The sequence below is a fragment of the Allobosea sp. RCC_152_1 genome, assembly GCF_041360765.1.
In the GTDB taxonomy this organism is placed as follows: Bacteria; Pseudomonadota; Alphaproteobacteria; order Rhizobiales; family Beijerinckiaceae; genus Allobosea; species Allobosea spartocytisi.
Map to the genome: position 1 here is coordinate 134,891 of NZ_JBFUPU010000003.1, position 13,836 is coordinate 148,726.

General features: G+C 69.8%; 12 protein-coding genes. 7 read left to right on the forward strand and 5 right to left on the reverse strand.

Annotated elements, in window-relative coordinates:
- Positions 1 to 92: 92 nt before the first annotated feature.
- Positions 93 to 551: a MerR family transcriptional regulator gene (locus tag AB6806_RS12485; RefSeq protein ID WP_248311125.1), complete on the reverse strand. Its 459-nt coding sequence runs from the start codon at positions 549 to 551 to the stop codon at positions 93 to 95.
- A 358-nt stretch (positions 552 to 909) separates the two neighbouring features.
- On the opposite strand from AB6806_RS12485, the gene AB6806_RS12490 reads away from it, so the two are divergent.
- From AB6806_RS12490 to AB6806_RS12500, 3 genes are all read left to right on the forward strand, one after another.
- Positions 910 to 4,284 carry an SEL1-like repeat protein gene (locus tag AB6806_RS12490; RefSeq protein WP_370954687.1) on the forward strand — a complete coding sequence of 1,125 codons (3,375 nt, stop codon included), beginning with the start codon at positions 910 to 912 and terminating at the stop codon, positions 4,282 to 4,284.
- Between the two features lie 179 nt (positions 4,285 to 4,463).
- Complete coding sequence (locus AB6806_RS12495; RefSeq protein ID WP_038360816.1) at positions 4,464 to 5,393, forward strand: sulfite exporter TauE/SafE family protein; 930 nt, start codon at positions 4,464 to 4,466, stop codon at positions 5,391 to 5,393.
- Positions 5,390 to 6,163 carry a TIGR02186 family protein gene (locus AB6806_RS12500; protein WP_142020080.1) on the forward strand — a complete coding sequence of 258 codons (774 nt, stop codon included), beginning with the start codon at positions 5,390 to 5,392 and terminating at the stop codon, positions 6,161 to 6,163. The genes AB6806_RS12495 and AB6806_RS12500 overlap by 4 nt, the downstream gene beginning before the upstream one ends.
- A gap of 44 nt (positions 6,164 to 6,207) precedes the next feature.
- On the opposite strand, the gene AB6806_RS12505 is transcribed toward AB6806_RS12500, so the two are convergent.
- The gene (locus AB6806_RS12505) at positions 6,208 to 7,455 is read right to left on the reverse strand and encodes a molybdopterin molybdotransferase MoeA (protein ID WP_370954688.1); all 1,248 of its coding nucleotides are present in this window, start codon (positions 7,453 to 7,455) and stop codon (positions 6,208 to 6,210) included.
- A gap of 179 nt (positions 7,456 to 7,634) precedes the next feature.
- Between AB6806_RS12505 and AB6806_RS12510 the strand changes: the two genes are divergently transcribed.
- The 3 genes from AB6806_RS12510 to AB6806_RS12520 all read left to right on the forward strand — a co-directional run bounded on the left by AB6806_RS12510 (position 7,635) and on the right by AB6806_RS12520 (position 9,556).
- Positions 7,635 to 7,895: a sulfurtransferase TusA family protein gene (locus AB6806_RS12510; RefSeq protein ID WP_051987671.1), complete on the forward strand. Its 261-nt coding sequence runs from the start codon at positions 7,635 to 7,637 to the stop codon at positions 7,893 to 7,895.
- A 30-nt stretch (positions 7,896 to 7,925) separates the two neighbouring features.
- A complete protein-coding gene (locus AB6806_RS12515; RefSeq protein ID WP_112762962.1) occupies positions 7,926 to 9,044 on the forward strand; it encodes an Mrp/NBP35 family ATP-binding protein in 1,119 nt (372 codons plus the stop codon).
- 101 nt (positions 9,045 to 9,145) lie between these two features.
- A complete protein-coding gene (locus AB6806_RS12520; RefSeq protein WP_038360811.1) occupies positions 9,146 to 9,556 on the forward strand; it encodes an SRPBCC family protein in 411 nt (136 codons plus the stop codon).
- Between the two features lie 14 nt (positions 9,557 to 9,570).
- Here the strand turns inward: AB6806_RS12520 and mobA are convergent, their stop codons facing one another.
- Together mobA and AB6806_RS12530 are read right to left on the reverse strand one after the other, a co-directional pair.
- Positions 9,571 to 10,197, reverse strand: coding sequence for a molybdenum cofactor guanylyltransferase MobA (mobA, locus tag AB6806_RS12525; protein ID WP_142020076.1), 627 nt, complete (start codon positions 10,195 to 10,197; stop codon positions 9,571 to 9,573).
- 36 nt (positions 10,198 to 10,233) lie between these two features.
- A complete protein-coding gene (locus AB6806_RS12530; RefSeq protein ID WP_142020074.1) occupies positions 10,234 to 10,749 on the reverse strand; it encodes a DUF2478 domain-containing protein in 516 nt (171 codons plus the stop codon).
- Positions 10,750 to 10,930: 181 nt separating this feature from the next.
- Here AB6806_RS12530 and AB6806_RS12535 point away from each other — a divergent pair, with 181 nt between their 5' ends.
- On the forward strand, positions 10,931 to 12,193 hold the full coding sequence (locus AB6806_RS12535; protein WP_133562331.1) for a peptide ABC transporter permease: 1,263 nt from the start codon (positions 10,931 to 10,933) through the stop codon (positions 12,191 to 12,193).
- 32 nt (positions 12,194 to 12,225) lie between these two features.
- Here AB6806_RS12535 and AB6806_RS12540 read toward each other — a convergent pair whose 3' ends face one another.
- Positions 12,226 to 13,815 carry an ABC transporter substrate-binding protein gene (locus tag AB6806_RS12540; RefSeq protein ID WP_370954689.1) on the reverse strand — a complete coding sequence of 530 codons (1,590 nt, stop codon included), beginning with the start codon at positions 13,813 to 13,815 and terminating at the stop codon, positions 12,226 to 12,228.
- Positions 13,816 to 13,836 lie beyond the last annotated feature (21 nt).

Here is a 13,836-nt window from a genome sequence, read left to right on the forward strand (position 1 = left end):
TCTGGGACAGAGCGTCGCGCATCCATCCGGAGACGGGAGGCGACCCGGCGCTTTTCGCCGGAAACCGGATCGGCCCGCGACGCGGCGCGGTCTCAGGCGGCGCTGAGCCGGGTGAGCGAGCCTTCGAGCTCCTTGATGGCGTCCTCGATCTCGGCACGCTGGCTGCGCAGCAGCTCGAGCTGCTCGACGATCTGATCGCGGCTGAGATGCAGGCCGCCGACCGAGGCCGACTTGCCCGCCGAGCCCGCCTTCTTCTCCTCATTGGCGAGCATGGCGCGAATCTCAACCAGGGTGAAGCCGAGCTGCTTGCCCTTGAGGATGAGCGCGAGCCGGGCACGATCACGCGCCGAATAGATGCGCGTCATGCCCGAGCGGGCCGGCGCAAGCAGGCCGCGGGATTCGTAGAAGCGCAGGGTTCGCAGCGTCACGCCGAAATCACGGGCGAGATCGCTGATGGTGAAGCCCCCGGCATCGGAATCCGCGACCGGGACATTGTCAGCGCGGGTCTCATGAATCGAGGAACCCGCCATAGCTGAGCTTTGGCGCGACATGAGCATTCATTCCTTGAAAGATGGACGGCGGCACCGGCACATATTGGCGGCATCGCCTTGCTGAGATGTCTTCTTACGGCACCCCCTCCCCTAGCGTCAGGTAATACGCCCCCAGGGTGGGGTAAGTTACGGTTATACGAACCCCGACAACGCGGCAGAAAAGCGGCGCTTCGGAAAAAATTAACGGATCGGTCGGAATTCTTAACCCGCTGTTTACCATGCCGGCGAAATCTCAGGGGCGCGGACCGGCGTTGCGACTTCGTCAACGTTCTTTTCACGGATCGCCGGATCGAGCGGAAGCGGCGGCGTCAGGGAGCTGCGCCTTCGTTAACAACGGGCCCTGGAGGCGAGCACAATCATGGCGAACAGCTTGCCCTGGAGCGTCAAGGGGGTCGACCCGAGGACGCGCGATGCGGCTAAGGCGGCGGCTCGCCGCGCCGGCATGACCTTGGGCGAATGGCTCGATCACAAGATTCGCGACGAGAGCGAGGAGGCGCAGCCGGCCATGGCCGCCACGGCGCCGCCGGAGCAGCTCGATATCGCCGCCCTCTCGGAGCGGCTCGCACGGCTCTCCCAGACGCAGACCGAAACCGCCGCGCGCGCACCGACCCCTCAGCCCTCGCGCAATGAGATCGACGTCCTGCTCCGCCAGGCGGCGGCGACCGAGAAGCTGACGCGCGAGACGAGCGCACGCACCGCCGGGGCGCTCGATTCGATCACGCGCTGGATCGAGAAGACCGAGGACCGCCTGTCCTCGGGCGAGCGGACGGCCGCCGAACGCCAGGAGCGGGCGACCAGCGTCATCGCCGAGGCCATCAAGTCGATCGGCGAGCGGATCGTCGAGATCGAGCGCCGCGCCGTCGAGCCCCGGCAGCAGGCCGGCGAGGATCGCTCTCCCCGGCTTGCGTTCAGTCGCGACGGACTCGCCGCCGCCGTCACCGATATCCGCACGCGCCAGCGCCTGCTCGATCGCGACGAGAGCGAGGCGCCTCGGCCGGCTCAAGCTTCGCAGGACCGCATCTCGGCGCTGCGCGAGGATCTGCGCGACCTCAGCGCGCGCCTCTCGCCGGATGCGCGGCGCGCGGCCGCGCCGCAGCAGCGGCCCGCGGCCCCCTTCGGCGGCGATCTCGCCCATACGATCGAGACCAAGATCGCCGCTCTCGGCGAGCGCCTCGACAGGCTCGCCGGCCGCGATCATTTCGAACCGGTACTGAAGCCGCTGGCCCGCCTCGAGGCGGAGGTTTCACGCCTGTCGCAAGATCGCTCGGGCGGTGGCTACCAGCATGTCCAGCGAGAGATCGCGCATCTGGCGAACAAGATCGACGCGCTCGCATCGGCTGGCGGCATCGATCCGACGCCGCTGGCGCGCGATATCGCCGAGCTGCGCGAGCTGGTCGCGCAGAACGGCAACGACCACCGGCTGGAAGAGCTCTCGCAGCAGATCGCCTCGCTCGGCTTCGAGATCAGCCGGCTGCGCGAGATCGAACCCGACATGCGCGAGATGCGCAACCTGTCCTCGGCCATCGAGGATGTGCGCAGCGCCGTGCTTTCGGGCCGCCCGCGCGAGTTCGAGCTGGGGCCGCTCTCGGCGCTGGCAGGCCAGATCGACCGGCTGTCGCAGCGTTTCGACGAAATCGCCGAGCGTCGCCCCGATAACCAGATCGACCATCGCCTCGACCTGCTCCAGCAGCATGTCGAGCGGCTCGCCGAGAACAGCCCGGTCGCCGTCACGCGCCAGATCGAAGCCCTGGCCGGGCGCATCGAGAGCCTCGCGGCCTCGAGCGAGCTTGTCCGCATGACCGAGGGCGCGGACGGGCGCGTGCCGGCCGCTCTCAAGCCGATCGAAGACATGCTGCGCCACCTCGCCGAGAAGATCGACGAAGCTGGCGCGCCTGAAGCGAATTCGGAGTCCTTCGAGGCGCTCGAGCAGCAGATCTCGGGGATCGCCGCCCGGCTCGACGAGGCGGCCGCGACCCGCCACGCCGAGAGCGGCATCGAGCGGACGCTGCAGGATCTGGTCGTGCATCTGCGCTCGATGCGGGAGGAAACGGCAGCCGAGCGCGCCGCGCTCGTGCAGGCCACCAGCGCGGTGACGCCGGGCAAGGGCATCGTCGAGCTCTCCGGTCTGGTTTCCGGCATGCGGGACACCCAGATTTCCTCGGAACGGCAGACGCATGACGCGCTCGGCGCCCTCAACCAGACGCTCGAAGCGATCATGGGCCGCCTGTCGAACCTCGAAGGCGAATTGCTGGCGGAGCGTCATGGCGCTTCCGGCCGGCCAGCCGCGCCGCGGGCCCAGGAGCCGGCGACGCGCCAGGAGCCGACCAGGCGCTTCTCGACGTCTCGCGAGCCGCTCGTCGCGGCTCCCGCCGCTCAGGACCGGCCGGTTGCCGGCGAGGCGCCGCAGCGCACCGAGCCGACCCTCGCCATGCCGAGCGCGGCCTTCGACCTGCCGCTCGAGCCGGGCTCCGGTCGCCCCCGCCCCGAGGCGACCGCCAATGCCGGCCAGGATGCGCAATCGGTTCGCCAGAGCCTGATCGCCGCCGCGCGCCGCTCGGCCAAGGCCGCCAGCGAAGCCGCCGCGACCGCGCCCACCACGGCGGCCGAACCCGCCGCGAAAAGCCCGGGCCGGCTGCGCGAGATCATGGAGAAGCGCAAGCGCCCCCTCCTGCTCGGCCTCGCCGCCGTGATCCTCGCGCTGGGAACCGCCCAGGTCGTCACCAGCTCGCTGGGCGGCAAGGATACGAAGACGGCCAGCAACGAGAGCCAGAACCTGCTCGCTCCCCCGGCCGCCCTGCCGGAAACAGCGGCGGCATTGTCGCCGCCAGCGCCGGCGGAACAGGCTCCCTCCAAGGACCAGTCCTCGCTCGCTCTCTCATCTCCCGCCGCGAATGCGGGCGGCGCCATCAACGCGGATGCGGGCAATGCCCCCGCCCCGGCTCCGGCCACCGTATCCGCCGCCACGGAACCGGCGCAGGCCACGCCGGAAACGGCCAGCGCCACGCTGCCTGCCTCCGAGCCGGTGCAGGCCGTGACCGGCCTCGGCGATCTTCCGACCGGGCTGGGCAGCGCCGGGCTGCGCAAGGCCGCGCTCGATGGCGACGCACGCGCCGTCTACGAGCTGGCGACACGCGCCGCCGACGGCCCCACCGGCTCGCGCGACCCCAAGCTCGCCCTACGCCTGTTCGAGCGGGCGGCCGTCGCGGGGCTCGCGCCGGCACAGTTCCGCCTCGGCAACATGTTCGAGAAGGGCGTGGGAGCTCCGCGCGACCTGCCCCTCGCCCGGATCTGGTATCAGCGCGCCGCCGAGCGCGGCAACGCCAAGGCGATGCACAACCTCGCGGTGCTCTATGCCGAGGGTGCCGCCGGCAAGCCGGATTATGCCACCGCGAACACCTGGTTTGCGAAAGCGGCCGAGCTCGGCGTGCGCGACAGCCAGTACAATCTCGCCGTGCTGCTCGGCCGCGGGCTCGGCGCGCCGGCCGACCTGGCGCAGTCCTATGTCTGGTTCGCGATCGCGGCCGTGCAGGGCGATGAGGACGCCGCCCGCAAGCGCGACGAAGTCGCCCAACGCCTGAAGCCGGAAGAGCTCGCCGCCGCCAAGGCCCGGGCGACGGGCTGGAAGCCGAAAGTGCTCGACACCGCCGCCAACGAAGTCACCCCGCCGCCGAAGGGCTGGGATGCCGGCCCGACAGCCTCGATGGCGAAGCCCGGCAAGCCGAGCCGGAGCTGAAAGCCCTGAAACACGTCATGCTTACGACGTGTTGACGCGGCAGGAAGAATGACCGTCTCTGGGACGGGCCGGTGGAAGGCCCGTCCTTCGTCGTTTCGACAATTTGCCTTAACCCGGACCGCGTAGCCTGGGATCATCGGCGCAAGCGACTGCTCAAGCGCCGTCCATGAGGGGTAGAAGTGCAGATTTACCTGCCGATCGCCGAGCTTCCGATCAGCGTGCTGATGGTGCTGGGCTTGAGCGGCGCGGTCGGCTTCATCTCCGGGCTGTTCGGCGTGGGCGGCGGCTTCCTGCTGACGCCGCTGCTGATCTTCCTCGACATTCCGCCGGCGGTCGCGGTGGCGACGGTGGCGGCGCAGGTCGCCGGCTCCTCGATGACCGGCGTCCTGACCTATTTCCGGCGCAAGGCGCTCGATCTCAAGCTCGGCGGCGTCCTGGTTTCCGGCGGCATCGTCGGCACCGTGCTGGGCGTGGCGTTCTTCAACGCGATGCGCCGCCTCGGCCAGCTCGAGCTGGTCATCACCCTGTCCTACGTCACGCTGTTCTCGATCATCGGCGGGCTGATGCTCTACGACGCCGTGCGCGCGATGCTGCGCGTCAGGGCCGGCAAGCCGGCGCGGCGCAAGCGGCGCGGCGGCATGCATCCCTGGTGGATGGGGCTGCCGTTCCGCCAGCGCTTCTACCGCTCCGGCCTGTATTGCAGCATCATCCCGATCGCGCTGCTCGCGGTCGTGATCGGCTTCATCGGCGCGGTGCTCGGCGTCGGCGGCGGCTTCATCCTCGTGCCGGCGCTGATCTATTTCTTCCGCATCCCGCCCTCCGTCGTGGTCGGCACCTCGCTCTTCCAGATCCTGGTGACGATGACCGGCGCGACATTGCTGCACGCCATTACCAACCAGTCGGTCGACATCATCCTCGCCGCCCTGCTGCTGGTCGGCGGCGTCGTCGGCGCCCAGTTCGGCGGCCGCGCCGCGCGCAACCTCAACGTCGAATCCTTCCGGCTGCTGCTCGCCCTGCTGATCCTCTCGGTCGGGCTGCGCTTCGCGATCGAGCTGTTCATTCCGCCGAGCGAGCCCTTCTCGGTCGTCGTGCCGGAGAGCGCGCGATGAGAGGGGCCTGCCTCCACGCCGCCACCTTGCTGACCGCCCTGCTGGCCCTCGCCATGCCCGCGCGGGCCGAGACGCTGATTGCGGCGATGTCGAGCCACCAGATCCAGATCACCTCGAACTATACCGGCAGCCAGCTCACCGTCTTCGGCCTCGTCGAGCGCGACGGGCGCAGCGTCGCCCGCGGCGACCCGCACGACATCATCATCACCGTGCGCGGGCCGCGCCGCATGCTGCTGGTGCGCCAGAAGGAACGGTTCGGCCCGATCTGGATCAACCGCACGCAGCGGCGCTTCCCCGAGAGCCCGGTCTTCCTGCTGGTCGCGACCAACCGGCCGATCAGCGAGATGATGAGCGCGGAAACGGCGAGGCGCGACCGGGTCGGCCTCGCCAATGCCGAACGCCCGGCGCAGAACTGGTTCGACGACAGCAGCGTGGCGACGTTCCGCGACAGCCTCGTGCGCATCATGCAGGGCAAGGACCTCTATGCCTATCAGCAACGGGGCGTGACCTTTCTCTCGAACTCCCTGTTCAGCGCGCCGATCGACGTCCCCGCGACGGCGCCGACCGGCTCCTATACCGTCGATGTCGTGCTCTATGCCGGCGGCGTGCCGCTGGCGCGCCAGCAGACGAATTTCGAGGTGATCAAGACCGGGGCCGAGCAGCGCCTCGCCTCCGGCGCCTATGACTGGCCGTGGCTCTACGGGCTCGCCACCATCCTGCTCGCGCTGTTCCTCGGCTGGGGCGCCAGCGTCGTCTTCCGGCGGGATTGAGGCTCTCTTTTTCGATCCGTCGCGGCCTTGAACCGGCTGGCCCCTCAGCCGAGAAGCGCGGAATAGGGCAGGAAGGGCTGGATGCTGCCTTCCTCGGCCAGCGCCGGATCCTCGGCCAGCTCGACGAGCCCGTCGGACTGGGTCAGCGAGGCCAGCGAGCCCGCCCCCTCGCCCGGATGCCTGCGGGCCAGCGGAACGGCATCCGCCCCGGGCTCGACCGAGACGCGCAGGAATTCGCGCCGCCCCGGCTTGCCCCGATGCGAAAAGCCGAGCCGCACCGGCAGACGCAGAAGCGGGTCGCACGCCGTGCCAGCCAGCCGCGCGATCATCGGCCGCGCGACGAAGGCGAAGGTGACGAAGACCGCGACCGGATTGCCGGGCAGGCCGAGGAAAGGCGTCTCCGCGATCGTGCCGACGGCGACCGGCTTGCCGGGCTTGATCGCGATCTGCCAGAAATCGAGCGAGCCCAGCGTCGCCAGCGCCGCCCTGACGTGATCCTCCTCCCCGACCGAGACCCCGCCCGAGGTGATGACGAGGTCGCAATCGCGCGCGGCTTCCTTCAGCCGTGCCGCCAGACCGTCGCGGTCGTCGCGCAGGATGCCGAGATCGACAGGCTCCGCGCCGGCGCGCGCCAGCAGGGCGCGCAGCATGGGCCGGTTGGCGTCGTAGATCGCGGCCGGAGGCAGTGTCCCGCCGGGCTCGGTCAATTCGTCGCCGGTCGAGAACAGCGCGACGCGCGGGCGGCGCCGGAGCGTGACACGTTCCAGCCCGAGCGCTGCCAGCAGGCCGAGATCCTGCGGGCGCAGACGGTGCCCAGCCGCGAATGCGCGAGCGCCCCGGGCGACATCCTCGCCGGCCGGCCGCAGATTGGCGCCGCGCCTCAGCCCCGGCGGCAGCAGGACCGCGTCGCCCTCGCGCCTCACATCCTCCTGCATGACGACCGTATCGGCACCTGGCGGGATAGGGGCGCCGGTGAAGATGCGCAGCGCGCCGCGTCCGAACTCCGATGGCGCCGTCTCGCCCGCGGCGACGCGGCCGAGCACCGGCAGGCGGGTTTCGGCATCGGGCGCGAGGTCGTCGAAACGCAGCGCGTAGCCATCGACGGCCGAATTGGCGAAGGGCGGCAGGGGCAAGCCGGCGAAAACATCCCGCGCCAGGACACGGCCATCGGCTTGCGACAAAGGCAGCGCCTGCGTGCCGGCGACCGGAGCGACCAGGGAAACCGCCCGCGCGCCGGCCTCGGCGAGCGTCATCGGCGCATGGCCCGGCCCGATGCCTTTCAGGCGCGCCATGGCCGTTCCCGCCGCTCGCGGCCACCCGCTTCCATCGGTCTCCGCCTCTCCCCGGCTTCGCGGCATCGTCCGGGACGTTGCCGCGTTATCCCTCCCCCTTCTCCCTTGCCATGCGGGGATGGGTCAAGCGCATGGCTGCGGCGCAGGTTGCCCCTGCCCGAAAAGCCATCATATGAGACATGACGACGACAACGACCCGAGCGGGCGCGACCATGGACACCATTGCGCTCGATCTGCGCGGCCTGAAATGCCCCCTGCCCGTGCTGCATGTGCGCAAGGCGCTCGATGCGGCGGTGGCCGGCAGCCTCCTCGTCGTGCAGTGCACCGATCCGATGGCGGCGATCGACCTGCCGAATCTGGCGCGCGAGACGGGCGATGCGATCGAGCGGCAGGATGGCGCGGGGCGCATCCTCGTCTTCCACATCCGCAAGGCAAGCTGAAGCCCCAAGCAAGGAACGGAGACTTCCGACGTGAGCCTTTCCCAAGCCGACATCCTGCGGGCGCTGGAACTGGTGAAACTGCCGGCGAGCGGGCAATCGCTCGCAGCGTCCGGCCGGGTCGCGAACATCCTGATCGATGGCGGCAAGGTGATCTTCGCCATCGGCATCGACGCGACCGAAGCTGCAGCGATGGAGCCAGTGCGCAAGGCGGCGGAAAGCGCGGTTAGCGGCCTGCCGGGCGTAACCCAGGTACTCGTCGGGCTGACCGCCGACAAGGCCGCGCCTTCCGCCGGGATGCAGGCCCGCCAGCAGGCGCACCGCCCCGCGCCCGGCGGGCCGCCGCCGAAGCCGGCCGGCGTGCCCGGCGTGAAGCAGATCATCGCCGTGGCGAGCGGCAAGGGCGGCGTCGGCAAGTCGACCACCGCCGCCAATCTCGCCGTGGCGCTTTCGACCCTGGGGCTCAAGGTCGGCGTGCTCGATTCCGACATCTACGGCCCCTCGATGCCGAAGCTCTTCGGCATCACCGGCAAGCCGCAGATCGTCTCCGGCCGCACGCTCGGCCCCATGGAGGCCTATGGGCTGAAGGTGATGTCGATCGGCTTCCTCGTCGACGAGGAGACGCCGATGATCTGGCGCGGGCCGATGGTGATCTCGGCGATCACGCAGATGCTGCGCGAGGTCGCATGGGGCGAGCTCGACGTGCTCGTCGTCGACATGCCGCCCGGCACCGGCGACGCCCAGCTCACCATGGCCCAGCAGGTGCCGCTGGCGGGGGCGGTCATCGTCTCGACGCCGCAGGACCTCGCCCTGCTCGACGCAAGGCGCGGCGTGGCGATGTTCAGGAAGGTCGCGGTGCCGATCCTCGGGCTCGTCGAGAACATGAGCTATTTCATCTGCCCGGAATGCGGGCACCGCTCCGACATCTTCGCCCATGGCGGCGCGCGGCACGAGGCGGAACGGCTCGGCATCCCCTTCCTCGGCGAAATCCCGCTCGCCATGCCGATCCGCGAAACCTCGGACGGCGGGCGTCCGATCGTCGCCAGTGACCCTTCGAGCGCCCATGCCAAGGCCTATATCGCCCTGGCGCGGCAGGTCCAGGCGGCCTTGGGTGGCGCGACACGGGCGGCACCGCGCATCGTCATCGAGTAGAGCCCAGGCTCCGGCCGCAGGAAGCGGCTTGCATGGACGCCACTTGACATGGCGGTGATCATGTTCTTCTTTTGTTCTATATCGAACCTAGGAGGCATGTGATGGCCATCCATCGCGCCCGGCATATCGGCATCGGCGTCGCGCGCCCGGCCGAGGAGGTCTATGCCTTCCTCGCCGATCCCGTGAATTTTCCGCGATGGGCCGAAGGGCTCGGCCACAGCTTCGTCCATGTCGAGGGCATGACCTGGCGGGCGGAGACGCCGATGGGGCCGATGCGCATCCTGTTCAGCGAGCCGAACCAGCACGGCGTGCTCGACCATGCCGTCATCCCCGATCACGGCGCCGCCATGCACAATCCGATGCGGGTCGTGCCCAATGGCGACGGTGCCGAGGTGGTGTTCACCCTGTTCCAGCGCGACGGCATGTCCGACGACGACATGGCGGCCGATGCGGGCATGATCGCGCGCGACCTGGCCGCGCTGAAGGCGCTGCTGGAGCGCGGAGGAGCCTGAGGCGCCATTGCGAGCTAACCCAGGCGCCGGAGGATGTCCTGCGCCTCGGCCAGATCGTTCGGCGTGTTGATGTTGAAGAAGGGATCGACCGGCTCCGCCTGCCATTCGGCGACGGCGACCCCATGCTTCGCCGTCCAGTGGCCGAGCCGGCGTTCGCCGCCCGCCAGCGCTGCCCGCAAATCCTCCCGCAGCGCCACCGGCCAGAGCCCGATGGCGTGGTGCTGCCGGCCGGCCGATGCGGCACAGGCGAGCGGCGTTCCGGCGGCTGCGCGCGCCGCATGCAGGCGGGCGACCAGATCGGCCGGAATGAAGGGGGTATCGGCCGCGACGCTGACGAGCCAGCCATCGTTCGGCCGATGCGCGACAAGCCAGTCCAGCCCGGCGAGGATGCCCGCAAGGGGGCCGGCGAAATCGGGCACGGAATCGGCCACCACCGGCAGGCCATGGGCGGCGAAGCGGGCGGGATCGCCATTGGCGTTGAGCAGCAGGCCGTAGCACTGGCCGCGCAAGCGCTCGACGACATGGTCGAGCACGGACCTCCCGGCCAGGAGCCTGAGCGGCTTGTCGCCGCCGCCCATGCGCCGGGCGAGGCCGCCAGCAAGGATAAGCCCGAGGGGAGGCGCAGGCGGGGCGCTGCTCATGACGGTGCACGCGAGGACGCCATCAGCCCGTGCCGATCAGGCCGCAAGCCGCATCGCATCCACCACCCAGCGCTCGATCTGCTCCTCATCGACCGCCAATTCGATCCAATCATCACCGACGAAAGCGCGCCAGGCCGGCAGGACATCATGGCGCACCGCGAGCAGGACGGGCAGGCCGGCCATGACCGCCTTCGCGATCTCGTCGCGCAGCCCCCCGCCCAGCGCCTCCTGCTTGCCGAACTTGTTGACGACGACGAGATCGGCCCGCTCCGTCAGCGCGCCCGAAAACGCCGCCGCGGCGGCGGCCAGCCCGGCCGCGTCGAGCCGGCAGCCCTCGGCGGAAGGTCCGAGATCCTGGCTGATCGGAAAGCGGGTGCCGTTGGCAAGGTCCTCGAGCGACATCGCCATGCAGCGGTCTTCGCAAGCCTCGTCATTATGCTGGATGACGCCGCCGAGCCGCAGGCCGCGGCGCCTCAGCCGCGCGACGACGCCTTGCATGAAGCCGTCGATTCCGAAATTGCTCGCATAGGGGATGGCGGCCAGCCGGATCATGGCCGATTCATCTCACGAAGCCCCCTGTCGCGCCAGTGGTTCGCGGTGGCCGGCGGACTCGCAAGATGCCGGCGCAGTGTTGCGCCGCACCTACAGTCGCGCGCGCCCTCTCTCGCTAGGGTAGCGACGGCTCAATCCGGGCGGCCGGGCTGGCCGAAGGCCTGTCATCGATCCGGGACGCATGAACCGACCTCCTTCCAAGGCCCAGCTCGACCCCGCTACCGACGCAGCGAGACTGCTGCGACGCATCGGCTTCGCGACGCTCGCACTCGTGCTGCCGCTGGCCGCGCTGGTTTCGCGCCGCGCCGCCGTGGTGCTGGTGCCGATCGGCATCGCGCTGCTGATCATCGCCGCGCTCGTGGAGGAGCCACGCCATTTCCTCGGCGGGCTGAAGGCGGCGCTGCTCAGCCGCCCCGGGCTCATCCTGCTCGGGCTGATCGCCTGGGCGGCGCTGTCGCTGATCTGGAGCCCCTATCCCGGCACCGCCGCCGAGAAGGCCGGCAACCTGGCGCTCGCCGTCGCGCTCGGCTTCGTCGGCCTGTCGGCGCTGCCCGAGCGAATGCGTGCCTCCAACCTCAATCTCGTGGCGCTCGGCACCAGCGTCGCCGGCGTCTTCGCGCTGGGCCTCATCATCGTCGCGGCACTGCGCCATGCGGCAGCGCCGCCCGGCGCGGTCGAGCGCGGCGTCTCGATCATCCTGATCATGGCCTGGCCGGCACTGGCCTGGCTCTTGTCGCGCGAGCGCGGCATGACCGCGCTCGGGCTCGCGCTCATCGTCGGCCTGCTGGCGCTGACCCGCTTCGAGGATGGCGAGACGGTGGCGATGATCTTCGGCGCCGTCGCCTTCGGCGCGGTCACGGCCAGCCGCGAAGGCGCGACCAAGGTCATCGCCGCGATCATCGCCGGGCTGATGCTGTTCGCGCCGCTCCTGCCCTTCCTGCTCGCGCCGCTCGTCTCGGCCCTGCCGGACAGCAGCAGCGACTTCGCCCAGATGCTGTCGATCTGGGCCGACGTCATCCGGCAATCGCCGGTGGAGCTGATCACGGGCCATGGCCTCGACACCGTCCTGCGCGGCCAGATGACCGGCGTCCTGCCGCAGCCGGCGCCGGTGACCCTGCTGTTCGAGACCTGGTACGAGCTCGGACTGGTGGGGGCCGCCACGGCCGCCGCCTGCCTCTATTTCGCGATCCGCGCCGCGGGGCGCATGTCCGGCGCCCTCTCGGCAGGCGGCGTCGCGGCCTTCACCACCGCCTTCGCGCTCGGCACCTTCGGCTTCGCGCCGCTGCTGCCCTGGTGGCTGATGACGCTGACCGCCGTCGTGCTGATGTTCGGCGCGATCGCGCGCGGCCAGTACCGCACGGACCGCCCGGCCGTACCGCTGCCGATGCGCGCCACGAACCATACGCGGCCGAAGGCTGGAGAGCCGCCGGCGTCCGCGACTTAAGATCACCACAGAGGCAAGCTTCGCGGCGCGGCTCACTGCCCGCGGGCAGCGACCAGCTTCAGCTTCGGCGTGTTGGCGACGTCGACGGGTATCTCATACGCCTCCTTCGTCGCGTAGCTGAGCATCTGGTGGAACAGCGGCAGGTAGATCGTCTGGTTGCGCAGCTTCTGCCAGAGTTGCGCGATGAGCCCGGCGCGCCGGCTCCGGTCGATTTCCCCGGAGATCCTGTCGATCAGCGCATCGGTTTCCGCATCGCTGTACCCCGTGGCGTTGTAGGTGCCGCGTTGCCCGTCGCGGCTGTGATAGAGCGACGAGAAAAGGTATTCGCTGTCATAGGTCAGCGTCCCCCAGCCGGCGAGGAAGACATCGGGACCGGGCGTGCGCCGCAGCGCCTGGGACTGCGCCGCCTGCGGCTGGGCGACGAGCGTGACCCGGATTCCGATCCGGGCCAGCATCGGAACCAAAGCGCGACAGGTCTCCTCGTCGTAGACGTAGCGATCGTTCGGGCAGTAGAGCGTGGTCGAGAAGCCCTCGGAATAACCGGCTTCGGCCAGAAGCTGTCGGGCCTCCGGGAGCGAGAAAGGCGGCGGCATGTCGAGCTCGCGCGTCCAGCCATCGACGAATGGCGGGATGATGATGCCGCTCGGCAGCGCCTCGCCGCGCATGACGGCACGCCGGATATAGTCGCGATCGATGGCGAGGTTCATCGCGCGCCGGACGCGCAGATCGGCGAAGGGGTTGCGGCCGCCGGCATCGGTCCCGCGTGGCGCCGGCGAGGCGACGTCGAAGCCGAGGAAGATCGTCCGGTTCTCGACACCCGTCGTGACGGTGAGGCCGGGCCGGGCGCGCAGGCGCGGCAGATCCTGAATCGGCACGTCCTGCAGGAAATCGACCGTACCGGCGAGCAGGGCCGCGACGCGCGCGCTCGCCTGCGGCACCGGCAGATAGGTCAATTCCGCGATGCCGAGCGGGACGCCGCCGCGATTCCAGTAAGCCTCGTTGCGCTTCAGCACGGTCCTGACGAGCGGCTGCCGCGACACCAGCACGAAGGCACCGGTGCCGTTGGCATGGGCATTTGCGAAATTGGCGTCGGAGATCGGGCTGTCCGGGATCGTGGCTGTCCCGTGCTGCTCCGCCCAGGCCTTGCTCATGATCAGGATCGCCGGCGTATTGGCGATGAAAACCGGATTGGGCCTGCGCGTCCTGAACCTGACCGTGGTGTCGTCGACCTTCTCGATATCGGCAACCGAAGCGAGATGGTCGCGAAAACCGGAATTCGGCTGTAGCGCGCGCCGATAGGAGAAGACGACATCATCCGCCGAGAAGCGGCTGCCATCCTGGAAAACCACGCCTTGGCGCAGCTTGAACTCCCAGATCGTCGGGTCCTCCGGCAGCATCCGCCAGGACACCGCCAGAAGCGGGCCGAGGCGCCCTGTCCGATCGCGCTCGGTGAGACCTTCATAGATGTTCTGGACGAGAGCCGTGGTCGGCCCCTCATTGGCGACATGGGGGTCGAGCGTCAGCGCATCGCTCGAGCGCGCCCAGACAAAGGCCTGCGCAGCGGCCGGCAGCAGCAAAGCCAGCAGCGCGAACAGAAGAGCAGCGGCACGGCTGCGCGACATCCCTCCCCCCTCAGGGTCCCG